Source organism: Neobacillus sp. DY30 (genome assembly GCF_030123065.1).
GTDB lineage: Bacteria > Bacillota > Bacilli > Bacillales > Cytobacillaceae > Neobacillus.
This window is the reverse complement of the sequence record NZ_CP126093.1, coordinates 103,564-128,165: the sequence shown is the minus strand read 5'-3', so window position 1 is coordinate 128,165 and position 24,602 is coordinate 103,564. Positions and strand designations below refer to the sequence as shown.

The window sequence follows — 24,602 nt, the reverse complement described above, 5'->3', positions numbered from 1 at the left end:
TTCCTCCTCACTGTTTATCCTGCTCCATTTTTAGTCGTTCACGAATTAATGCTGCTCGTCGTATATCTCTTTCATTTGCTCTTAAATGCCCGCCTGCATACTGCTGCAGGAAACCCGGCTGAGTTAAAATCATTAATTCATTTAATATATTCTTAGGCAGATGGTCAATATATCCCATATCAATTCCTAGTCGAACATCTGATAGGCACTTTGCCGCCTCTGTTGTTTCAATAATCCTACAGTTTGATAACACACCATAGGAACGAAACACTCTGTCTTCTAATTGTATGTTTGAAGTTTTGCGTAATGCTTCACGGGCGGACCTTTCTTGTGAAATTAACTGACTCACAACGTCTTTAAGGTCACGGCAAATGTCTTCTTCGGATTTTCCCAAAGTAATTTGATTAGAGATTTGAAATATATTTCCGAGTGCCTCACTCCCCTCACCATAGATCCCTCTAACAACTAAACCCAGCTGATTAATAGCCGGAATAATACGATTGATTTGCTGTGTTAACATTAATCCTGGCAAATGCATCATTACTGAAGCACGAAGTCCTGTTCCGACGTTTGTAGGGCAGCTTGTAAGATAGCCATACTTCTCATCAAAGCCAAAGTGAATGTGGCTTTCTAGCCAGTCATCTACTTCATTAGCAGCCTCCAACGCCTCCGTTAATTGCAACCCAGAAAACAAACACTGAATACGAATGTGATCCTCTTCGTTAATCATAATACTAACTTCTTCGTTTTCGGTTAATAGAACGGCACCATAAGGTGAGTCTTCAGCTAAATTAGGACTAATTAAATGCTTTTCTACCAAAACCCTTTTCTGAAGAGGCTGTATGTCATCGATTTTCAGTAAATCCATTTGTCCAAACTTTGTGAAGTTAGAATCACGCAAGATTTCTTCCATTTTTAAAATGATTGATTGTGCTTCTTCATGCGAAAATAGTGTTGGAAATTTAAAGTTCTCGAAGTTTCGGGCTAAACGGATTCGGGAACTAAGGACGATATCTGAATCAGGTCCCTCCTCGCTCATCCACGAGCTGACTGCTTGATTGATAAAACGTTCAAGCGACACGTTATTCCCCTCCCTTACTGCTGCCAGGTAATTCTTTTTCTAGAGTGCGAATTTCATCTCGAATCTTAGCAGCTTTTTCAAATTCCTCTTGTTGAATTAATTCTTTTAATTCATTTTTAAGATTTTCAACTTGCTTCTTAAGGTGAATTCCCCCACCAATTCTCTTAGGAATTTTACCGTTATGGGTCCAATTTCCGCTGTGAAGTCTCCTTAAGACCGGTGGGAGCTGTTCCTTAAACGTTTCAGAGCAATGCGCACATCCGAAACGTCCCACTTTAATAAATTGTGGAAATGTCATTGAACATCTATTACATTGAAGTACTTCTTCTTGATGAAACGTATTTTGATTTTGCTTTTGAACAGTAGGATCAATATTTAATAGACCGGCCAATAGGTTATTAAAAGTAAAACCTGATCCTCCAGTAAACATAAACATTTCACCTTTTTCTTGGGCACATTTTTCACAAAGGTTTACTTCGGTTTTTTCACCGTTAACGATTTTTGTAAAATGCAGCGCAGCAGGCCTTTGATTACATTCCTGGCAAATCATTTTTATTTCACCTCTCTAGCTGGTTTAAATTATTTATATTTCAATGATGTTAACATCGCTTTTAACATTCTAGCTCGTAGTTCGTCTCGGAATGGAAGATCAATATAAAGGACTGAACGGTCAATAACACTTAACATTATTTTTGCCTCTCGTTTTGTAATTATCTCCTCATGTACCAGTCTGTAAATCACATCTTCTGCAGTAGTTTGGGCAATCCGATTATCAATGAGTGACAACAAATGATCAATTAAGTCGACTGAATCATGGGATTGAACCTTCATGATTCGAATATATCCGCCTCCCCCGCGTTTACTTTCCACGATATATCCTCGTTCAATGGTAAAGCGTGTATTTATGACATAATTGATTTGTGATGGAACACATTGAAACTTATCCGCAATCTCACTGCGTTTAATTTCAACAAGCTCTTTTTCACTCATTTCTAATACTTGTTTTAAATACTTTTCAATAATATCGGAGATGTTTCTCATCTTCCCACCTCCTTCTGACTTTGACTATATTTGACATTAATTATACTGAAAATTTTATGTAGTTGCAAACAACATGCTACTAATGATTTTCTCCATATTTCGCAGGTGTGAAACCTGTTTAAGTATATTAATTTGTTTTTAGGAGATTAGTACTGGATTTGCGTGCGGGATGGATTGGTTGGAGGTAATTGATGTGTTTGGCGGGCTTCTTCTATTCCTTACCGTTTTTTCTAAAAAGTAGGCTTCATGGGCATGAATAAAAGCTATTCTTTACCGTTTTTTTGAAAAGTGTCATTACACGGGCACGAATAGTCTCTATTCGTTACCATTTTCTCTAAAATTATTGTCGAACGGGCACGAATCTTATTTCATCATATTATTTAATAGCTTTTTCCTTTAGGAGATACAAAAAAGCACAACCTTTATCAGGTTGTGCTTCGTGTGCCTGGCAACGTCCTACTCTCACAGGGACAAAGTCCCAACTACCATCGGCGCTGAAAAGCTTAACTTCCGTGTTCGGTATGGGAACGGGTGTGACCTTCTCGCCATTATTACCAGACTGTTTTTTTGAGGTTTCATTCCCTCAAAACTAGATAATTCAGAAGAAGTTGTAAAAACGAGTTCACCTTAAATTGGTTAAGTCCTCGAACGATTAGTATCAGTCAGCTCCACACGTTACCGCGCTTCCACCTCTGACCTATCAACCTGATCATCTTTCAGGGTTCTTACTAGCTTGACGCTATGGGAAATCTCATCTTGAGGGGGGCTTCATGCTTAGATGCTTTCAGCACTTATCCCGTCCGCACATAGCTACCCAGCGATGCCTTTGGCAAGACAACTGGTACACCAGCGGTGCGTCCATCCCGGTCCTCTCGTACTAAGGACAGCTCCTCTCAAATTTCCTGCGCCCACGACGGATAGGGACCGAACTGTCTCACGACGTTCTGAACCCAGCTCGCGTACCGCTTTAATGGGCGAACAGCCCAACCCTTGGGACCGACTACAGCCCCAGGATGCGATGAGCCGACATCGAGGTGCCAAACCTCCCCGTCGATGTGGACTCTTGGGGGAGATAAGCCTGTTATCCCCGGGGTAGCTTTTATCCGTTGAGCGATGGCCCTTCCATGCGGAACCACCGGATCACTAAGCCCGACTTTCGTCCCTGCTCGACTTGTAGGTCTCGCAGTCAAGCTCCCTTGTGCCTTTACACTCTGCGAATGATTTCCAACCATTCTGAGGGAACCTTTGGGCGCCTCCGTTACTCTTTAGGAGGCGACCGCCCCAGTCAAACTGCCCACCTGACACTGTCTCCCACCCCGATGAGGGGTGTGGGTTAGAATTTCAATACAGCCAGGGTAGTATCCCACCGACGCCTCCACCGAAGCTGGCGCTCCGGTTTCTCAGGCTCCTACCTATCCTGTACAAGCTGTACCAAAATTCAATATCAGGCTACAGTAAAGCTCCACGGGGTCTTTCCGTCCTGTCGCGGGTAACCTGCATCTTCACAGGTACTATAATTTCACCGAGTCTCTCGTTGAGACAGTGCCCAGATCGTTACGCCTTTCGTGCGGGTCGGAACTTACCCGACAAGGAATTTCGCTACCTTAGGACCGTTATAGTTACGGCCGCCGTTTACTGGGGCTTCGATTCAGAGCTTCGCTTAGCAGCTAACCCCTCCTCTTAACCTTCCAGCACCGGGCAGGCGTCAGCCCCTATACTTCGCCTTGCGGCTTCGCAGAGACCTGTGTTTTTGCTAAACAGTCGCCTGGGCCTATTCACTGCGGCTCTTCGAGGCTATTCACCTCAAAAAGCACCCCTTCTCCCGAAGTTACGGGGTCATTTTGCCGAGTTCCTTAACGAGAGTTCTCTCGCTCACCTTAGGATTCTCTCCTCGCCTACCTGTGTCGGTTTGCGGTACGGGCACCTTTTATCTCGCTAGAGGCTTTTCTTGGCAGTGTGGAATCAGGAACTTCGGTACTATATTTCCCTCGGCATCACAGCTCAGCCTTAAGGTGAACGGATTTTCCTATTCACCAGCCTAACTGCTTACACGCACATATCCAGCAGTGCGCTTACCCTATCCTCCTGCGTCCCCCCATCACTCAAACGATAAAGAGGTGGTACAGGAATATCAACCTGTTGTCCATCGCCTACGCCTTTCGGCCTCGGCTTAGGTCCCGACTAACCCTGAGAGGACGAGCCTTCCTCAGGAAACCTTAGGCATACGGTGGATGGGATTCTCACCCATCTTTCGCTACTCATACCGGCATTCTCACTTCTAAGCGCTCCACCAGTCCTTACGGTCTAGCTTCAACGCCCTTAGAACGCTCTCCTACCACTGACACCAACGGTGTCAATCCACAGCTTCGGTGTTACGTTTAGCCCCGGTACATTTTCGGCGCAGAGTCACTCGACCAGTGAGCTATTACGCACTCTTTAAATGGTGGCTGCTTCTAAGCCAACATCCTGGTTGTCTAAGCAACTCCACATCCTTTTCCACTTAACGTAAACTTTGGGACCTTAGCTGGTGGTCTGGGCTGTTTCCCTTTTGACTACGGATCTTATCACTCGCAGTCTGACTCCCACGGATAAGTCTTTGGCATTCGGAGTTTGTCTGAATTCGGTAACCCGATGAGGGCCCCTAGTCCAAACAGTGCTCTACCTCCAAGACTCTTACAACGTGAGGCTAGCCCTAAAGCTATTTCGGAGAGAACCAGCTATCTCCAAGTTCGATTGGAATTTCTCCGCTACCCACACCTCATCCCCGCACTTTTCAACGTGCGTGGGTTCGGGCCTCCATCCAGTGTTACCTGGACTTCACCCTGGACATGGGTAGATCACCTGGTTTCGGGTCTACGACCACATACTCATTCGCCCTATTCAGACTCGCTTTCGCTGCGGCTCCGTCTCTTCAACTTAACCTTGCATGGGATCGTAACTCGCCGGTTCATTCTACAAAAGGCACGCCATCACCCATGAACGGGCTCTGACTACTTGTAGGCACACGGTTTCAGGATCTCTTTCACTCCCCTTCCGGGGTGCTTTTCACCTTTCCCTCACGGTACTGGTTCACTATCGGTCACTAGGGAGTATTTAGCCTTGGGAGATGGTCCTCCCAGCTTCCGACCGGATTTCACGTGTCCGGCCGTACTCAGGATCCACTCAGGAGGGAACGAAGTTTCAACTACAGGGTTTTTACCTTCTATGACGGACCTTTCCAGATCGCTTCATCTACCCCGTTCCTTTGTAACTCCATGTTGAGTGTCCTACAACCCCAAGAGGCAAGCCTCTTGGTTTGGGCTATGTCCCGTTTCGCTCGCCGCTACTCAGGGAATCGCGTTTGCTTTCTCTTCCTCCGGGTACTTAGATGTTTCAGTTCCCCGGGTCTGCCTTCAATACCCTATGTATTCAGGTAAAGATACTGTTCCATTACGAACAGTGGGTTCCCCCATTCGGAAATCTCCGGATCAAAGCTTACTTACAGCTCCCCGAAGCATATCGGTGTTAGTCCCGTCCTTCATCGGCTCCTAGTGCCAAGGCATCCACCGTGCGCCCTTTCTAACTTAACCTAAATGGTTATACTCTTAATTTAATAAGAGAGAAAAACTAAAATGGCGATTCTCGGTTTTACTTTGACTTCTTCTTACGATTATCTAGTTTTCAAAGAACGATTAAAAAAAGCTTTGAGAGAATTGCTCCCTCAAAACTAAACAAACAAGTAACGGTCAACTTCTTATCAGTCCATAAGGACTGCATTATCCTTAGAAAGGAGGTGATCCAGCCGCACCTTCCGATACGGCTACCTTGTTACGACTTCACCCCAATCATCTGTCCCACCTTAGGCGGCTGGCTCCTTGCGGTTACCCCACCGACTTCGGGTGTTACAAACTCTCGTGGTGTGACGGGCGGTGTGTACAAGGCCCGGGAACGTATTCACCGCGGCATGCTGATCCGCGATTACTAGCGATTCCGGCTTCATGCAGGCGAGTTGCAGCCTGCAATCCGAACTGAGAATGGTTTTATGGGATTGGCTAAACCTCGCGGTCTTGCAGCCCTTTGTACCATCCATTGTAGCACGTGTGTAGCCCAGGTCATAAGGGGCATGATGATTTGACGTCATCCCCACCTTCCTCCGGTTTGTCACCGGCAGTCACCTTAGAGTGCCCAACTGAATGCTGGCAACTAAGATCAAGGGTTGCGCTCGTTGCGGGACTTAACCCAACATCTCACGACACGAGCTGACGACAACCATGCACCACCTGTCACTCTGTCCCCCGAAGGGGAAAGTCCTATCTCTAGGAGTGTCAGAGGATGTCAAGACCTGGTAAGGTTCTTCGCGTTGCTTCGAATTAAACCACATGCTCCACCGCTTGTGCGGGCCCCCGTCAATTCCTTTGAGTTTCAGCCTTGCGGCCGTACTCCCCAGGCGGAGTGCTTAATGCGTTAGCTGCAGCACTAAAGGGCGGAAACCCTCTAACACTTAGCACTCATCGTTTACGGCGTGGACTACCAGGGTATCTAATCCTGTTTGCTCCCCACGCTTTCGCGCCTCAGCGTCAGTTACAGACCAGAAAGCCGCCTTCGCCACTGGTGTTCCTCCACATCTCTACGCATTTCACCGCTACACGTGGAATTCCGCTTTCCTCTTCTGTACTCAAGTCCCCCAGTTTCCAATGACCCTCCACGGTTGAGCCGTGGGCTTTCACATCAGACTTAAAGGACCGCCTGCGCGCGCTTTACGCCCAATAATTCCGGACAACGCTTGCCACCTACGTATTACCGCGGCTGCTGGCACGTAGTTAGCCGTGGCTTTCTGGTTAGGTACCGTCAAGGTACCGGCAGTTACTCCGGTACTTGTTCTTCCCTAACAACAGAGCTTTACGACCCGAAGGCCTTCATCGCTCACGCGGCGTTGCTCCGTCAGACTTTCGTCCATTGCGGAAGATTCCCTACTGCTGCCTCCCGTAGGAGTCTGGGCCGTGTCTCAGTCCCAGTGTGGCCGATCACCCTCTCAGGTCGGCTACGCATCGTCGCCTTGGTGAGCCGTTACCTCACCAACTAGCTAATGCGCCGCGGGCCCATCTGTAAGTGTCAGCGTAAACCGACTTTCAGCTTTTCCTCATGAGAGGAAAAGGATTATCCGGTATTAGCTCCGGTTTCCCGAAGTTATCCCAGTCTTACAGGCAGGTTGCCCACGTGTTACTCACCCGTCCGCCGCTAACCAAGAGGTGCAAGCACCTCAAGATTCGCTCGACTTGCATGTATTAGGCACGCCGCCAGCGTTCGTCCTGAGCCAGGATCAAACTCTCCAAGAAAGTTGATATAGCTCATTTTGTTACGTTGGCTTAGCTTTTTAAAAAGCTAAAAAATTGTTTGTTGACGTTCTTGTTTGTTTAGTTTTCAAAGAACAATATGTTGTCGTGTTAGCGACTTTAATATCTTAACAGATGTAATGTAACATTGTCAACATATTAATTTATTATTTTGGTGGAGCCTAGCGGGATCGAACCGCTGACCTCCTGCGTGCAAAGCAGGCGCTCTCCCAGCTGAGCTAAGGCCCCAATTTATTAGATTAAGTGAATGGTCGGGAAGACAGGATTCGAACCTGCGACCCCTTGGTCCCAAACCAAGTGCTCTACCAAGCTGAGCTACTTCCCGTAAAAAATGGCGCGCCCGAAAGGAGTCGAACCCATAACCTTCTGATCCGTAGTCAGACACTCTATCCAATTGAGCTACGGGCGCAATATTTTATTATTAATTAGTATGAATGGTGCCGAGGACCGGAATCGAACCGGTACGGTAGTCACCTACCGCAGGATTTTAAGTCCTGTGCGTCTGCCAGTTCCGCCACCCCGGCAACTTACTATGGAGCGGAAGACGGGATTCGAACCCGCGACCCCCACCTTGGCAAGGTGGTGTTCTACCACTGAACTACTTCCGCATATATGGAAAATTATTTCGCTTCGCAAAAAATCTTGGTGCTGGTGAAGGGAGTCGAACCCCCACGCCTTGCGGCGCCAGATCCTAAGTCTGGTGCGTCTGCCAATTCCGCCACACCCGCATATGGAAAATTATTTTACTACCGTAAAAAATTCTGGTGAGCCATGAAGGACTCGAACCTTCGACCCTCTGATTAAAAGTCAGATGCTCTACCAACTGAGCTAATGGCTCAAAAAATTATTCGTATAAAAGAAACTAGTTCTTTTTGCTTAAAATCCCGTCGGGATTTTGCGTATGCTTCCACTGATTTAATTCAACGAAGTAAGAAGCATGGTGCCGGCTAGAGGACTTGAACCCCCAACCTACTGATTACAAGTCAGTTGCTCTACCAATTGAGCTAAACCGGCATTAATAAGCAATATTTTCATTATTGCTAGATATTATGGTGGAGGATGACGGGATCGAACCGCCGACCCTCTGCTTGTAAGGCAGATGCTCTCCCAGCTGAGCTAATCCTCCATATAATACAGCCTGGCAACGTCCTACTCTCACAGGGACAAAGTCCCAACTACCATCGGCGCTGAGAAGCTTAACTTCCGTGTTCGGTATGGGAACGGGTGTGACCTTCTCGCCATTATTACCAGACTGTTTTTGAGGTTTCATTCCCTCAAAACTAGATAATTTCAGAAGAAGTTTGTAAAACGAGTTCACCTTAATATTGGTTAAGTCCTCGAACGATTAGTATCAGTCAGCTCCACACGTTACCGCGCTTCCACCTCTGACCTATCAACCTGATCATCTTTCAGGGTTCTTACTAGCTTGACGCTATGGGAAATCTCATCTTGAGGGGGGCTTCATGCTTAGATGCTTTCAGCACTTATCCCGTCCGCACATAGCTACCCAGCGATGCCTTTGGCAAGACAACTGGTACACCAGCGGTGCGTCCATCCCGGTCCTCTCGTACTAAGGACAGCTCCTCTCAAATTTCCTGCGCCCACGACGGATAGGGACCGAACTGTCTCACGACGTTCTGAACCCAGCTCGCGTACCGCTTTAATGGGCGAACAGCCCAACCCTTGGGACCGACTACAGCCCCAGGATGCGATGAGCCGACATCGAGGTGCCAAACCTCCCCGTCGATGTGGACTCTTGGGGGAGATAAGCCTGTTATCCCCGGGGTAGCTTTTATCCGTTGAGCGATGGCCCTTCCATGCGGAACCACCGGATCACTAAGCCCGACTTTCGTCCCTGCTCGACTTGTAGGTCTCGCAGTCAAGCTCCCTTGTGCCTTTACACTCTGCGAATGATTTCCAACCATTCTGAGGGAACCTTTGGGCGCCTCCGTTACTCTTTAGGAGGCGACCGCCCCAGTCAAACTGCCCACCTGACACTGTCTCCCACCCCGATGAGGGGTGTGGGTTAGAATTTCAATACAGCCAGGGTAGTATCCCACCGACGCCTCCACCGAAGCTGGCGCTCCGGTTTCTCAGGCTCCTACCTATCCTGTACAAGCTGTACCAAAATTCAATATCAGGCTACAGTAAAGCTCCACGGGGTCTTTCCGTCCTGTCGCGGGTAACCTGCATCTTCACAGGTACTATAATTTCACCGAGTCTCTCGTTGAGACAGTGCCCAGATCGTTACGCCTTTCGTGCGGGTCGGAACTTACCCGACAAGGAATTTCGCTACCTTAGGACCGTTATAGTTACGGCCGCCGTTTACTGGGGCTTCGATTCAGAGCTTCGCTTAGCAGCTAACCCCTCCTCTTAACCTTCCAGCACCGGGCAGGCGTCAGCCCCTATACTTCGCCTTGCGGCTTCGCAGAGACCTGTGTTTTTGCTAAACAGTCGCCTGGGCCTATTCACTGCGGCTCTTCGAGGCTATTCACCTCAAAAAGCACCCCTTCTCCCGAAGTTACGGGGTCATTTTGCCGAGTTCCTTAACGAGAGTTCTCTCGCTCACCTTAGGATTCTCTCCTCGCCTACCTGTGTCGGTTTGCGGTACGGGCACCTTTTATCTCGCTAGAGGCTTTTCTTGGCAGTGTGGAATCAGGAACTTCGGTACTATATTTCCCTCGGCATCACAGCTCAGCCTTAAGGTGAACGGATTTTCCTATTCACCAGCCTAACTGCTTACACGCACATATCCAGCAGTGCGCTTACCCTATCCTCCTGCGTCCCCCCATCACTCAAACGATAAAGAGGTGGTACAGGAATATCAACCTGTTGTCCATCGCCTACGCCTTTCGGCCTCGGCTTAGGTCCCGACTAACCCTGAGAGGACGAGCCTTCCTCAGGAAACCTTAGGCATACGGTGGATGGGATTCTCACCCATCTTTCGCTACTCATACCGGCATTCTCACTTCTAAGCGCTCCACCAGTCCTTACGGTCTAGCTTCAACGCCCTTAGAACGCTCTCCTACCACTGACACCAACGGTGTCAATCCACAGCTTCGGTGTTACGTTTAGCCCCGGTACATTTTCGGCGCAGAGTCACTCGACCAGTGAGCTATTACGCACTCTTTAAATGGTGGCTGCTTCTAAGCCAACATCCTGGTTGTCTAAGCAACTCCACATCCTTTTCCACTTAACGTAAACTTTGGGACCTTAGCTGGTGGTCTGGGCTGTTTCCCTTTTGACTACGGATCTTATCACTCGCAGTCTGACTCCCACGGATAAGTCTTTGGCATTCGGAGTTTGTCTGAATTCGGTAACCCGATGAGGGCCCCTAGTCCAAACAGTGCTCTACCTCCAAGACTCTTACAACGTGAGGCTAGCCCTAAAGCTATTTCGGAGAGAACCAGCTATCTCCAAGTTCGATTGGAATTTCTCCGCTACCCACACCTCATCCCCGCACTTTTCAACGTGCGTGGGTTCGGGCCTCCATCCAGTGTTACCTGGACTTCACCCTGGACATGGGTAGATCACCTGGTTTCGGGTCTACGACCACATACTCATTCGCCCTATTCAGACTCGCTTTCGCTGCGGCTCCGTCTCTTCAACTTAACCTTGCATGGGATCGTAACTCGCCGGTTCATTCTACAAAAGGCACGCCATCACCCATGAACGGGCTCTGACTACTTGTAGGCACACGGTTTCAGGATCTCTTTCACTCCCCTTCCGGGGTGCTTTTCACCTTTCCCTCACGGTACTGGTTCACTATCGGTCACTAGGGAGTATTTAGCCTTGGGAGATGGTCCTCCCAGCTTCCGACCGGATTTCACGTGTCCGGCCGTACTCAGGATCCACTCAGGAGGGAACGAAGTTTCAACTACAGGGTTTTTACCTTCTATGACGGACCTTTCCAGATCGCTTCATCTACCCCGTTCCTTTGTAACTCCATGTTGAGTGTCCTACAACCCCAAGAGGCAAGCCTCTTGGTTTGGGCTATGTCCCGTTTCGCTCGCCGCTACTCAGGGAATCGCGTTTGCTTTCTCTTCCTCCGGGTACTTAGATGTTTCAGTTCCCCGGGTCTGCCTTCAATACCCTATGTATTCAGGTAAAGATACTGTTCCATTACGAACAGTGGGTTCCCCCATTCGGAAATCTCCGGATCAAAGCTTACTTACAGCTCCCCGAAGCATATCGGTGTTAGTCCCGTCCTTCATCGGCTCCTAGTGCCAAGGCATCCACCGTGCGCCCTTTCTAACTTAACCTAAATGGTTATACTCTTAATTTAATAAGAGAGAAAAACTAAAATGGCGATTCTCGGTTTTACTTTGACTTCTTCTTACGATTATCTAGTTTTCAAAGAACGATTAAAAAAAGCTTTGAGAGAATTGCTCCCTCAAAACTAAACAAACAAGTAACGGTCAACTTCTTATCAGTCCATAAGGACTGCATTATCCTTAGAAAGGAGGTGATCCAGCCGCACCTTCCGATACGGCTACCTTGTTACGACTTCACCCCAATCATCTGTCCCACCTTAGGCGGCTGGCTCCTTGCGGTTACCCCACCGACTTCGGGTGTTACAAACTCTCGTGGTGTGACGGGCGGTGTGTACAAGGCCCGGGAACGTATTCACCGCGGCATGCTGATCCGCGATTACTAGCGATTCCGGCTTCATGCAGGCGAGTTGCAGCCTGCAATCCGAACTGAGAATGGTTTTATGGGATTGGCTAAACCTCGCGGTCTTGCAGCCCTTTGTACCATCCATTGTAGCACGTGTGTAGCCCAGGTCATAAGGGGCATGATGATTTGACGTCATCCCCACCTTCCTCCGGTTTGTCACCGGCAGTCACCTTAGAGTGCCCAACTGAATGCTGGCAACTAAGATCAAGGGTTGCGCTCGTTGCGGGACTTAACCCAACATCTCACGACACGAGCTGACGACAACCATGCACCACCTGTCACTCTGTCCCCCGAAGGGGAAAGTCCTATCTCTAGGAGTGTCAGAGGATGTCAAGACCTGGTAAGGTTCTTCGCGTTGCTTCGAATTAAACCACATGCTCCACCGCTTGTGCGGGCCCCCGTCAATTCCTTTGAGTTTCAGCCTTGCGGCCGTACTCCCCAGGCGGAGTGCTTAATGCGTTAGCTGCAGCACTAAAGGGCGGAAACCCTCTAACACTTAGCACTCATCGTTTACGGCGTGGACTACCAGGGTATCTAATCCTGTTTGCTCCCCACGCTTTCGCGCCTCAGCGTCAGTTACAGACCAGAAAGCCGCCTTCGCCACTGGTGTTCCTCCACATCTCTACGCATTTCACCGCTACACGTGGAATTCCGCTTTCCTCTTCTGTACTCAAGTCCCCCAGTTTCCAATGACCCTCCACGGTTGAGCCGTGGGCTTTCACATCAGACTTAAAGGACCGCCTGCGCGCGCTTTACGCCCAATAATTCCGGACAACGCTTGCCACCTACGTATTACCGCGGCTGCTGGCACGTAGTTAGCCGTGGCTTTCTGGTTAGGTACCGTCAAGGTACCGGCAGTTACTCCGGTACTTGTTCTTCCCTAACAACAGAGCTTTACGACCCGAAGGCCTTCATCGCTCACGCGGCGTTGCTCCGTCAGACTTTCGTCCATTGCGGAAGATTCCCTACTGCTGCCTCCCGTAGGAGTCTGGGCCGTGTCTCAGTCCCAGTGTGGCCGATCACCCTCTCAGGTCGGCTACGCATCGTCGCCTTGGTGAGCCGTTACCTCACCAACTAGCTAATGCGCCGCGGGCCCATCTGTAAGTGTCAGCGTAAACCGACTTTCAGCTTTTCCTCATGTGAGGAAAAGGATTATCCGGTATTAGCTCCGGTTTCCCGAAGTTATCCCAGTCTTACAGGCAGGTTGCCCACGTGTTACTCACCCGTCCGCCGCTAACCAAGAGGTGCAAGCACCTCAAGATTCGCTCGACTTGCATGTATTAGGCACGCCGCCAGCGTTCGTCCTGAGCCAGGATCAAACTCTCCAAGAAAGTTGATATAGCTCATTTTGTTACGTTGGCTTAGCTTTTTAAAAAGCTAAAAAATTGTTTGTTGACGTTCTTGTTTGTTTAGTTTTCAAAGAACAATTAATTACTTACTTCGCTCAAAGGCGACTTTATTATCTTATCAAGTTGTTAACTAAAAGTCAATAACTTTTTTAAAAAACTTTTTAAATGCTTGTTGTCTCGCAACAACAGATATTAATATACCACCATTATTGATTCAGTGCAATAGCTTTTCCAACATATTTATGAAATATACTAAAATAATAATTTTCAAATTTCTTTTTTAATTTAAAGGAGTGAGCATTTATTCATGAGGTACTGCCTGAAAGATTTGATTATCATCTATCTTCTTTAGGACTAATCTCTCGTCCCACCAAAAAGATTTGTCCTTCATCCTCACCCTTAAGGAAAAATCTCTCGTCCCATCAAAAAGTTTTGTCCTTCATCCACGCCCTTAAGGACAAATCCCACGTGCCACTAAGAGGATTGGTACTAATGCCGGTGTATGAATAAAGTTAATAGAAAAAATAAAGGCTGTCGAAATTTTCTCGACAGCCTCAGCACTATTATCGCGGTGTTTTTTCTTATTTCTTCTTAACGATGACGCATTAATGGGAATAATAATACATCGCGAATCGATGGAGAGTTGGTTAGCAGCATAACAAGACGATCTATACCAATCCCTAATCCACCTGTAGGAGGCATACCATATTCCAATGCTTCTACAAAATCCTCATCCATTTCATGTGCTTCATCATTACCTTGTTCACGCTCTTTTAATTGCGCTTCAAAGCGTTCTCTTTGGTCAATTGGATCATTTAACTCCGTAAATGCATTTGCATGTTCACGAGCTACAATAAATAATTCGAAACGATCTGTAAACCTTGGATCTTCTTCATTTTTCTTAGCAAGTGGAGAAATTTCAACTGGATGACCATAAATGAAAGTTGGCTGTATTAGCTTTTCTTCAACCTTTTGCTCGAAGAATTCATTAACAATATGGCCATATAGCATATGTTCAGTAATTTCTACTCCATGTTCCTTTGCAAGCGCGCGGGCTTCTTCTACACTCATATGATTCCAGAAGTCCACTCCTGTATATTCTTTGATCGCATCTACCATGTGCAGTCTTTTCCACTCTGGCTTTAAGTTGACTTCATATTCTCCATATTGGACAGTAGTTGTGCCTAATACTTCTTGCGCTATGTGTGCAATCAGATTTTCAGTCAGACTCATAATGTCCTGATAATCTGCATAAGCCTCGTATAACTCGATCATCGTAAACTCTGGATTGTGGCGTGTAGAGACACCTTCATTACGGAATACACGGCCAATTTCATACACCTTTTCAAGTCCGCCAACGATTAATCGCTTTAGATGAAGTTCAATAGCGATACGCATGTATAGTTCCATATCAAGTGCATTATGATGTGTAATAAACGGTCTTGCAGAAGCACCTCCGGCAATCGAATGCATCATCGGAGTTTCAACCTCTAAATAGCCATGGTCATCAAGATAACGGCGCATTGCTTGGATAATTTTACTGCGTGTAATAAAGGTTTCTCTGCTTTCTTGGCTTACGATTAAATCTAAATAACGCTGACGATATCGCTGCTCTACATCCTTTAGACCATGGAATTTATCTGGCAGCGGTCGGAGTGCTTTTGTTAAAAATGTATAGTTTTGAACCTTAACTGATAATTCTCCAACCTTTGTTTTAAATAAAGTTCCAGTTACACCGATGATATCTCCTAAATCAGATGAATCAAACACTTCATAAGCTTCCGCGCCAATCGCATCTACACGAACATATACTTGAATTTGTCCAGTAAGATCCTGAATGTTAGCAAATCCCGCCTTACCTTTTCCGCGCTTTGTCATCATCCGGCCTGCAAGAGTCACTTCCACATTTTTAGCCTCGAGTTCTTCCTTCTCTGACTCTCCATACTGTTCTACTAACTCAATGATACTGTGAGTACGTTCAAAACGTTTCCCAAACGGATCTAGTCCGTTTTCACGCATCGTATTCATTTTTTCCCGTCTGACCCTCAACTGGTCATTTAATTCCTCTTGACTCATGCTTTATCAACTCCAATTACTTCTTTTTATGTAAACTAAGATTTAATGCTGTAAATAGTTCACTTTTTATGCATACTTTATTATTTTACACAATCTCGACAATTCAGACATCAAAAAAGATTAATATAAAAGAAAACTGCCAGTATATTCACTGGCAGTGTTTATCAAATAAAAATATTATAGGAAAGCTTATTGCTAAAGTCAAATTTATCCTACGATAAGTTGGCTTTCTTTTTCTTCTGCTTCAGCTGCCAAACCATTTAACAACCCTGCTAATTCATCACGAGTATTACATTCATTAACCGCATTTCTCACTCGTGCATTTCCTTTTACACCTTTTAGATACCATGCCGCATGCTTACGCATTTCACGAACAGCAATATGTTCACTTTTAAGAGCAATTAGCCGGTCAAGATGCAAGATACATACATTCATTTTTTCACGAACAGTTGGTTCGTCCATTAAAATTCCTGTTTCAAGGTATTGAACTGTACGGTAGATCATCCATGGGTTTCCTAAGGCAGCCCTTCCTATCATGACCCCATCCACACCTGTTTCATCCAGCATTCTTTTTGCGTCCTGTGGAGTTTGAACATCACCATTCCCGATCAATGGGATATTAATAGCCTGCTTTACTTCTCTCATAATATCCCAGTTTGCGGTTCCTTCGTACATTTGAACACGTGTACGCCCATGAAGTGCAACAGCTTGACCGCCAGCTCTTTCTACTGCCTGAGCGTTTTTAACGGCAAAGATATGTTCCTCATCCCAGCCCATACGCATTTTAACAGTAACAGGTTTTTCAACAACATCTACAACTGAGGCTACCATTTCATAAATCTTATCTGGGTCCAACAACCATTTCGCTCCTGCATCACATTTAGTAATTTTCGGTACAGGACATCCCATGTTGATATCAATGATATCCGCATTTGTATTTTTATCTACAAATCGTGCTGCTTCTACAAGTGTTTCCTTTTCCCCGCCGAAAATTTGCAGGCTTAGTGGTTTTTCACGTTCGTCGATATAAAGCATATTCATCGTCTTTTCATTCTTAAGGACAATCCCTTTGTCACTGACCATTTCCGCACAAACTAAGCCAGCTCCGAACTCTTTAACCGTTAAACGAAAGGCAGAGTTACATACGCCTGCCATCGGCGCCAAAACGACTGGATTTTTCATTTCAATATTGCCGATTTTCAACATATTTTTAATCCCTCCCTATTCATTCGGTGATAGTTCTTCTATGGTAATATTTAAGGTTTGACCGATCTTCTTAAGCAGCTCACCTGTCGGCAGGCGGTTGCCTCTTTCAATCTCACCAATAATTGATACTGATACACCAAGCTCCTTCGAGAAGCTCTCCTGTGTGTAGCCTTTTAGCTTCCGATAGGCTCGAATACGTCTTCCCCATTTTTCCGCTTCCATATTCGGACTCCTTCTTTGTTAGGTAATTCTTTGATCCATGCTTCAAGTGGTTTTTCTAAATTTGGAATGATAATGTCAGTTCTTATCTCTGACAATGGAATCATGACAAAATTCCGCTCTAGCATCCTTGGATGCGGAATAATAAGTTTCTCTGATTTTATATTTTCTTGGTTATAAAGAAGAATGTCAAGGTCGATTGTTCTTGGTCCCCACACAATTTCCCTTTTTCTCCCAAGTTCTAATTCGACTTTCAAACAAAAATCTAATAATTCAAAGGCACTCATGTCCGTTTGAATCTCGGCCACCATATTTAAAAATAAATCTTGTTCTTCGTATCCAACAGGATCCGTTTCATATACAGAGGATGTATTTACCAACTTGATTTTTGGATGTTTTGCCAGGTGTTCAATGGCTTCCGATAAATAATCATACCTGTTTCCGATATTAGATCCAAGGGCAATAAATGCTGTATTTCCCATAATTATCTTCTCCTTGTTATTTCAACTGCTACAGATCGATAATGACCAGGAATTGGCGGATCTGGTTTAATTACCTTTATTGTTACCTCTGAAACAAGAGGAAATTGCCCCAAAACAGTTTTTGCAATTTTTTCTGCAACTGCTTCAACAAGCTTATATGGTTTACCCTCCACAACTTCCTTACATACTTTAAATAATTCACCATAGTTAACCGAATATGCTAGTTCATCTGTTTCACCAGCTTTTTTTAAATCCGCCAGAACCATTAAATCTACGATAAAACGCTGTCCTAGAGTGTTTTCCTCTGGAAAAACACCATGATATCCGTAAAATTCCATTTGATTAACGAATATTTTATCCATGGCTGACACCCTTCCCCATTAGAATGTCCATCATTTTCGCCATTCTGCTCATCTCTTTAACATCATGTATACGAATAATTTGACATCCTTTTTGTATACCAAAGCATACCGTTGCTCCAGTCCCTTCCATCCTTTCATTCACAGGAAGATTTAAAGCTTGTCCAATCATCGATTTTTTTGATGTCCCTAAAAGTACAGGATAACCGAGTGCCGTTAACGTATCTAAGTGCTGCATCATTAAAATATTTTCTGTTAAATCTTTCGCAAAACCAATGCCTGGGTCTAAAATAATCTGATCGTCTCTAACACCGGCATGCTTCACAATGTTTATACTCTCGTAAAGATCATTTAACACATCTCTTATAAAAATGTTATAGTTTCGTTCATGTCGATTATGCATAAGAATGATGGGAACATTATATTCTGCTGCTACAACTGCCATTTTATCATCTGCCTTAGCCCCCCAAATATCATTAATGATATGGGCACCGGCCTCAAGCGCACGCTGTGCAACCTTTGCTTTATATGTATCGACGGAAATAGGAACACTTACATGCTTAGAAATGGCTTCAATAACTGGAACAATACGCTCAATTTCCTCATCTTCAGAAATAACTGTATATCCTGGACGCGTTGACTCACCGCCAATATCAATGATATCTGCGCCATTTTCAACCATTTCCTTTGCGCGCTCCACAGCCTGTTCCAAACTATTATATTTTCCTCCATCTGAAAAAGAGTCAGGGGTCGCATTTAGAATCCCCATAATATATGTCTTTTTACTGAAATCCAAATGATACGGTCCGCATTTAATACTGTAATCCCCTGATGTATGCACACTTATAACCTCCACATAATTTGTTTACTTCTTACATCATACAAGAAGATTGTTTTTTAAAGCAAAAAAGAGGTTTTAGCTTTAGTGCTAGAACCTCTTTCGAGTTATGAATTAACCTTCATATTGGTAAAGCGGTGTGCTCAAATAACGTTCTCCATTATCAGGAATAATAGCAAGTACCTTTTTACCTTTTCCAAGTTTCTTGGCAACTTCTAAAGCGGCATGGATAGCTGCTCCTGAAGAAATTCCGCCAAGGATTCCTTCTTCTTTTGCTGCTCTGCGAGAAGCTGCAAAAGCTTCTTCAGCTTGAACTTGAATCACTTCATCGTATACTTCTGTATTTAAAACGGCAGGAACAAATCCTGCTCCAATTCCTTGAATTTTGTGTGGACCTGGGTTACCACCAGATAATACTGGTGAATCAGTAGGCTCCACCGCATAAATTTTTACATTTGGGAACTTGTCACGAATGACTTGACCCGCACCGGTAATAGTACCGCCAGTACCAATTCCTGAAACAAACGCATCAAGCTGGTCCATTTGCTCCACAATTTCTTTACCAGTTGTTCTGCGGTGTACTTCAGGATTTGCTTCGTTTTCGAACTGCTGCGGTACGAAGTATCCATTTTCAGCAGCAAGTGCATTTGCTTTAGCAATCGCACCTTTCATTCCTTCAGGTCCTGGAGTAAGTACTAACTCCGCTCCGTAAGCACGAAGTAAATTTCTTCTCTCTAAGCTCATCGTTTCAGGCATAACAAAAATCGCCTTGTATCCTTTTGCTGCTGCAACCATAGCTAAACCAATACCTGTATTTCCACTTGTAGGCTCAATAATCGTATCGACACCAGGCTTAATTAAACCCTTCTCTTCCGCTGCTTCAATCATCGCTAAAGCAATACGGTCTTTTACACTACTGCCTGGATTAAAATATTCAAGCTTTAAATAAACCTCTGCACTGTTTTCATCTACTAATCTGTTTAATTTGACAATAGGAGTTTGACCAACTAATTCTGCAACTGAATTTGCTACACGTACCATTAGAGCACCTCTTTCTTTATTCCGAGTATTTTTATTGGTATTATAAAGAATTTACCAGTTTTCTAGTACTTTTGTCAACCATTTCACACAGCATAATTGCCAAAATGATAAAACAAAAGCACAGAAAAATTTTCTGTACTTTCTTAATTTGCTTCTTTTTTCCCATAAAACCAGTTAACCTTCACTTCATCCCAGAAGGTTGAGGCAGAAGCTGAGTTTTTCATTTGTTCGAGAGCGATTTCTCGGCGAATTTGCTGTTTAACATCCTTATAGGAATACTTTTTGCCCTTCATTTTCCCTTCAAGTTTAACAATAGCAAAACCCTGCTCTACCTGAATGGGGTCACTCCAAGTACCTTCTTTTAACTTCTTTGCCACTTTTAAATATTCAGAAGGATAGCGTTCTTCCCCTTCCATAATAAAACCAATATCTCCACCATCATTAGCAGAAAATTCCTCAATGGAACGCTCCATCGCCAATGCAGAGAAACTAGAACCTTCCTCGAGCTCCTTGATTGCCTTTTCCGCCTCGTTACTTGATTTTACAATTATATGTGATACATGGTAGGCATCAGGAATGGTAAAGAGCTTTTTATTCTCCTCAAAATAGGCTTTCATTTCTTTTTCTGTCACTTCTACATCTCTTGTCAAAATTTCTTCCTGCAAAAGACTGTTTCGAATATGCTCTTTCCAGTTCTTCTCGGATGTCCTTTTATTTTCACCCGGCGAGCTATATGTAGTCTGGAGAATTCTATACTCCCGTTCCACGTCTTTTTCGGAAACCTTTATATTATATTTAGCAGCCATTTCTTTTATCACTTTTTGATCGATCATGTCTTTTAAAACATCTTTGCCATATCTTACTTCTAATTCATTGAGCCATTCCTGCCTTGTAATTTCACTACTCCCCACTGATGCTACGACTTCTTTGCTGACAGCTGTCCCGCTCAACTCATTCACTTTGGCAAGAAAAAACATAAGCGTTAGACAGTTCAACAGAATAAGTGCTGCAATCACAATCCATAGATGCTTTCGCCTCAACCTACTCCTCCCCCTGCGCTTTTATTTTGCCTGACTCTTTAATTCCTCTAACTCTTCCCTTGTGAATAGATACTTTTCATTACAAAAATGGCAGTGTGCTTCAGCCTGTCCGTCTTCAGTAATCATATCGTCAATTTCACTTTTCCCTAAACCAACTATCGCGTCTGCAAAACGATTCTTAGAACATACACACTTAAATTGAACAGGCATTGTCTCTAATACATTTACCTGATCCTTCCCAAAAAGCTCTTCTAAGATTTCTTCTGGTGACAGACCTTGTTTTACCAATGTTGAAATAGGCGCAATTGTTTTTAATCGTTCCTCTACCTTAGTAATGGTTTCATCCTTAATTCCAGGCATTAGTTGAAAAATAAATCCTCCCGCCGCAAGGATCGTGTCATCAGGATTTACAAGAACACCTACTCCAACTGAGGAAGGTACTTGTTCCGAAGTAGCAAAGTAATAAGTAAAGTCTTCCCCTAATTCACCAGAGACGATTGGTACTAAACCTGAGAAGAAATCACGAAGGCCCGTGTCTTTTACGACAGAAAGAGTGCCCTCAGTGCCAACCGCACGGCGTACATCTAACTTTCCATGTTCATTTGCTTCAAAATCAACTTTGGGATTTGATACATACCCACGAACATCACCCTTGGCATTACTGTCAACTAAGATGACACCAATTGGGCCGCCTCCATCAATCTTTATCGTTAATTTATCTTCACCCTTTAACATTGCCCCCATCATAACCCCCGCTGTTAAGGAACGTCCTAGGGCAGCTGAGGCTGTTCGCCATGTTTCGTGCCTGCGCTGTGCTTCTGAAACTATTTCCGTTGAGCGGACTGCATACGCTCTAATTTGTCCATCATAAGCCAAAGCCTTTACTAAATAATCACTCATTATGTAACTCCTTTCTAGTTGTTACTCTTTATATTCTCCATATTTCTCTTATAGATTAGCTGTAATCCCTTTAACGTTAAAAATGGGTCGACGATATCAATAATCTTTGATTCTTGAGCTATCAAAGAGGATAATCCTCCTGTGGCGATAACTGTTGGTTTTTGATCGCTCTGATCCATCATTCTTTTTACAATACCTTCGACCTGACCCACATATCCGTAGACAATTCCTGCCTGCATTGCAGCAATGGTATTTTTTCCAATTACGCCCTCTGGACGTGCTATCTCTATCCTTGGCAGTTTTGCAGCCTTTGAATATAGCGCCTCCGTCGAAATACCAATCCCAGGGGCAATAGCACCACCCATATATTGACGCTGTTCATTAATATAGCAATATGTTGTTGCCGTACCAAAGTCGACAACAATTAAAGGACTGCCATATTCATGGATAGCTGCAACTGCATTAACAATTCGATCTGCGCCTACCTCTCTCGGGTTTTCATACTTAATATTTAAGCCCGTTTTCATACCCGGTCCAACTACCAGTGGAGTCAGATTGAAGTATTTTTTACACATTCTTTCTAAGGCAAACATGATTGGCGGAACAACCGATGAGATGATAATTCCATCAATTTGCGAAAAAGAGAGCCCAGAAGCATCAAAAAGGGATTTAATAATCATCCCGAACTCATCCTCTGTTCGATTTCTGTTCGTTTCTACCCGCCAGTGATATTTAAGTTCTTCCCCTTTATATACACCTAAAACAGTATTGGTATTACCCACGTCAAATACGAAAATCAAAAGAATCACTCACTTTTCTGATTTTTCTTGTGTCACACTGCAAACATCATATCACAATTACTTTTATCGTGAAAAAAAAGAGTGCTTTTTTATAAGCACTCTTTTAAAAAAATTATTTTTCTTCAGAGTCAGAATTCTGACTGGAAGGATCTTCATCCTTCTTTTTATTAATATTTACTTTGACGTCATCTGACTTCTTAGTATCAGCTTGAAAGCTCTCTAACTCTGAAGCAGTTTCAGGCATACGCCCATTTTTAATTAAGTATTCAATTTGTTCTGCGTTCAGTGTTTCAACTTCAAGAAGAGTCTTAGCAATCAGATCAAGCTTATCTCTATTCTCAGTAAGAATGGTTTTCGCTCTTTCATAACATTCTTTAAGAATGCGTTGAATTTCAAGGTCTATTTCAAAGGCAATGGCATCAGAATAGTTTTGCTCATTATGAATATCACGCCCTAAGAATACCTGACCTCCTGAAGATTGACCAAACTGTCCAACTCCAAGTTTTTCACTCATACCAAATTCAGTGACCATTCTTCGGGCAATCCCTGTTGCACGCTGGAAGTCGTTGTGAGCACCTGTACTTACTTCACCAAAAACAATTTCTTCGGCAACACGTCCACCCAATAAGCCAACGATTTTATCAAGTAATTCAGGTTTCGTCATAAAGTAACGGTCTTCCCTTGGAAGCATAACTGCGTAACCGCCCGCTTGACCGCGAGGAACAATCGTAACCTTATGAACCATATCTGCTTCATTAAGAATTAATCCGATTACGGTATGCCCGCCTTCATGGAAAGCAACAATTCGGCGTTCTTTTTCAGAAATCACACGAGTCTTTTTAGCAGGGCCCGCAATAACCCTGTCTGTTGCCTCATCAATATCTTCCATATCAACCTTTTTCTTATTTTGACGTGCTGCCACTAAGGCCGCCTCATTCAATAAGTTTTCCAAGTCAGCACCAGAAAAACCAGGTGTTCTCATGGCGATATTTTTTAAGTTAACAGATTCATCCAACGGTTTGTTCTTTGCATGTACTTTTAAGACTGCTTCACGGCCATTTACATCAGGGCGGTCAACAGTGATTTGACGGTCAAAACGTCCAGGACGTAATAATGCAGGGTCAAGGATATCCGGACGGTTTGTTGCTGCAATAATGATAATTCCTTCATTAGCGCCAAATCCATCCATTTCAACGAGCAACTGATTCAATGTTTGTTCACGTTCATCGTGACCGCCGCCTAAACCTGCACCACGCTGACGGCCTACTGCATCAATTTCATCAATAAAAATGATACAAGGAGCATTTTTCTTTGCATTTTCAAATAAATCACGTACACGGGAAGCACCGACCCCGACAAACATTTCAACAAAGTCAGATCCACTGATTGAGAAGAAAGGAACACCAGCTTCACCTGCTACTGCACGTGCTAGTAATGTTTTACCTGTTCCCGGAGGTCCTACAAGCAGAACTCCTTTTGGAATACGTGCACCAAGCTCCGCAAACTTTCTTGGATCTTTTAAGAATTCTACTACTTCAACTAATTCTTGCTTTTCTTCATCAGCACCTGCTACATCCTTAAAACGGGCCTTCTTCTTGTCATCGTTATAAAGCTTAGCTTTACTCTTCCCGAAGTTCATTACACGGCTGCCGCCGCCTTGAGCCTGGTTTAATAAGAAGAAGAATAGGATAAAGATGATTACAAATGGAATAATGGAAGTAAAGAATGTTACCCAGCCGCTTGTTTCCTTAGCAGGCATGACTTCTACCTTTGAACCAGCTGCATCGATTCGTTCTAGGATTTTTTCACTATTTGGAACGTATGTTAAAAAGTTCTTACCATCTTTAACTCCGTCCTCAAACTTTCCCCGAACTTCAAATACACCACGTTCAGGCTGCATAGAAAATGAATCCACTTCATTCTTTTCTAAATGGTCAACAAACTCATTGTAGGAAATGTTATCCGTAGGTTCGTTGCTGCCATTAAAGAAGCTTACCACACCAATAATGACTAAAAATATCAATAAATAAAAGATGGTATTACGGAAAATCCGATTCATCTCTTACCTCCTCCCGCGATAAAAACTTTTTTAGATAGTATCATAGAAAATCATTCCAATTCGTAAATTACTGTGTTTACTGAGTAACCTTTTTGACTATA

General features: G+C 44.4%; 14 protein-coding genes, 9 tRNA genes and 6 rRNA genes. All 29 read right to left on the bottom strand.

Translation table 11 applies throughout. The features are described from left to right. Positions 1–7: 7 nt before the first annotated feature. The 29 genes from mcsB to ftsH all read right to left on the bottom strand — a co-directional run bounded on the left by mcsB (position 8) and on the right by ftsH (position 24,501). Complete coding sequence (mcsB, locus tag QNH29_RS00640; protein ID WP_283863004.1) at positions 8–1,081, bottom strand: protein-arginine kinase McsB; 1,074 nt, start codon at positions 1,079–1,081, stop codon at positions 8–10. A gap of 1 nt (position 1,082) precedes the next feature. Beyond that, positions 1,083–1,631, bottom strand: coding sequence for a protein-arginine kinase activator protein McsA (gene mcsA / locus QNH29_RS00635; protein WP_283863003.1), 549 nt, complete (start codon positions 1,629–1,631; stop codon positions 1,083–1,085). A gap of 29 nt (positions 1,632–1,660) precedes the next feature. Next, positions 1,661–2,122: a CtsR family transcriptional regulator gene (locus QNH29_RS00630; protein WP_283863002.1), complete on the bottom strand. Its 462-nt coding sequence runs from the start codon at positions 2,120–2,122 to the stop codon at positions 1,661–1,663. 443 nt (positions 2,123–2,565) lie between these two features. Then, positions 2,566–2,681 (bottom strand): 5S ribosomal RNA (gene rrf, locus QNH29_RS00625). A gap of 73 nt (positions 2,682–2,754) precedes the next feature. After that, positions 2,755–5,691, bottom strand: a 23S ribosomal RNA gene (locus tag QNH29_RS00620). 196 nt (positions 5,692–5,887) lie between these two features. Beyond that, positions 5,888–7,437 (bottom strand): 16S ribosomal RNA (locus QNH29_RS00615). 170 nt (positions 7,438–7,607) lie between these two features. Continuing rightward, positions 7,608–7,683: transfer RNA gene (locus QNH29_RS00610), tRNA-Ala, on the bottom strand. A 20-nt stretch (positions 7,684–7,703) separates the two neighbouring features. Next, positions 7,704–7,780, bottom strand: a tRNA-Pro gene (locus QNH29_RS00605). 7 nt (positions 7,781–7,787) lie between these two features. Continuing rightward, a tRNA-Arg gene (locus QNH29_RS00600) sits at positions 7,788–7,864 on the bottom strand. Between the two features lie 26 nt (positions 7,865–7,890). Further along, positions 7,891–7,979, bottom strand: a tRNA-Leu gene (locus tag QNH29_RS00595). Positions 7,980–7,988: 9 nt separating this feature from the next. After that, positions 7,989–8,063, bottom strand: a tRNA-Gly gene (locus QNH29_RS00590). Between the two features lie 35 nt (positions 8,064–8,098). After that, a tRNA-Leu gene (locus QNH29_RS00585) sits at positions 8,099–8,183 on the bottom strand. Positions 8,184–8,217: 34 nt separating this feature from the next. After that, positions 8,218–8,293 (bottom strand) — tRNA-Lys (locus QNH29_RS00580). A 100-nt stretch (positions 8,294–8,393) separates the two neighbouring features. After that, positions 8,394–8,469: transfer RNA gene (locus tag QNH29_RS00575), tRNA-Thr, on the bottom strand. 36 nt (positions 8,470–8,505) lie between these two features. Beyond that, positions 8,506–8,581: transfer RNA gene (locus QNH29_RS00570), tRNA-Val, on the bottom strand. A gap of 10 nt (positions 8,582–8,591) precedes the next feature. After that, positions 8,592–8,707, bottom strand: a 5S ribosomal RNA gene (rrf, locus tag QNH29_RS00565). Between the two features lie 73 nt (positions 8,708–8,780). Then, positions 8,781–11,717, bottom strand: a 23S ribosomal RNA gene (locus QNH29_RS00560). A gap of 196 nt (positions 11,718–11,913) precedes the next feature. Continuing rightward, a 16S ribosomal RNA gene (locus QNH29_RS00555) occupies positions 11,914–13,463 on the bottom strand. Together the 16S, 23S and 5S rRNA genes with 9 tRNA genes alongside form the textbook arrangement of a ribosomal RNA operon. A 609-nt stretch (positions 13,464–14,072) precedes the next feature. Further along, on the bottom strand, positions 14,073–15,557 hold the full coding sequence (gene lysS, locus QNH29_RS00550; protein ID WP_283863001.1) for a lysine--tRNA ligase: 1,485 nt from the start codon (positions 15,555–15,557) through the stop codon (positions 14,073–14,075). A 207-nt stretch (positions 15,558–15,764) separates the two neighbouring features. Then, positions 15,765–16,763, bottom strand: coding sequence for a tRNA dihydrouridine synthase DusB (dusB, locus tag QNH29_RS00545; protein ID WP_283863000.1), 999 nt, complete (start codon positions 16,761–16,763; stop codon positions 15,765–15,767). Between the two features lie 15 nt (positions 16,764–16,778). Further along, the gene (locus QNH29_RS00540; protein ID WP_283862999.1) at positions 16,779–16,985 is read right to left on the bottom strand and encodes a helix-turn-helix domain-containing protein; all 207 of its coding nucleotides are present in this window, start codon (positions 16,983–16,985) and stop codon (positions 16,779–16,781) included. Further along, on the bottom strand, positions 16,937–17,464 hold the full coding sequence (gene folK / locus QNH29_RS00535; RefSeq protein ID WP_283862998.1) for a 2-amino-4-hydroxy-6-hydroxymethyldihydropteridine diphosphokinase: 528 nt from the start codon (positions 17,462–17,464) through the stop codon (positions 16,937–16,939). Before folK ends, QNH29_RS00540 begins: the two co-directional genes overlap by 49 nt. Before the next feature lie 2 nt (positions 17,465–17,466). After that, on the bottom strand, positions 17,467–17,826 hold the full coding sequence (gene folB / locus QNH29_RS00530) for a dihydroneopterin aldolase (RefSeq protein ID WP_283862997.1): 360 nt from the start codon (positions 17,824–17,826) through the stop codon (positions 17,467–17,469). Then, positions 17,819–18,592, bottom strand: a complete 774-nt coding sequence (gene folP / locus QNH29_RS00525; RefSeq protein ID WP_283865504.1) for a dihydropteroate synthase — start codon at positions 18,590–18,592, stop codon at positions 17,819–17,821. Before folP ends, folB begins: the two co-directional genes overlap by 8 nt. A 183-nt stretch (positions 18,593–18,775) precedes the next feature. Continuing rightward, positions 18,776–19,702: a cysteine synthase A gene (cysK, locus tag QNH29_RS00520; protein WP_283862996.1), complete on the bottom strand. Its 927-nt coding sequence runs from the start codon at positions 19,700–19,702 to the stop codon at positions 18,776–18,778. A 143-nt stretch (positions 19,703–19,845) separates the two neighbouring features. Further along, positions 19,846–20,742 (bottom strand): peptidyl-prolyl cis-trans isomerase, encoded by an 897-nt coding sequence (locus QNH29_RS00515; RefSeq protein WP_283862995.1) that lies wholly within the window; start codon positions 20,740–20,742, stop codon positions 19,846–19,848. A 21-nt stretch (positions 20,743–20,763) separates the two neighbouring features. Next, a complete protein-coding gene (gene hslO, locus QNH29_RS00510; RefSeq protein ID WP_283862994.1) occupies positions 20,764–21,642 on the bottom strand; it encodes an Hsp33 family molecular chaperone HslO in 879 nt (292 codons plus the stop codon). Between the two features lie 14 nt (positions 21,643–21,656). Continuing rightward, positions 21,657–22,442, bottom strand: coding sequence for a type III pantothenate kinase (locus QNH29_RS00505; protein WP_283865503.1), 786 nt, complete (start codon positions 22,440–22,442; stop codon positions 21,657–21,659). 112 nt (positions 22,443–22,554) lie between these two features. After that, positions 22,555–24,501, bottom strand: coding sequence for an ATP-dependent zinc metalloprotease FtsH (ftsH, locus tag QNH29_RS00500; protein ID WP_283862993.1), 1,947 nt, complete (start codon positions 24,499–24,501; stop codon positions 22,555–22,557). Positions 24,502–24,602 lie beyond the last annotated feature (101 nt).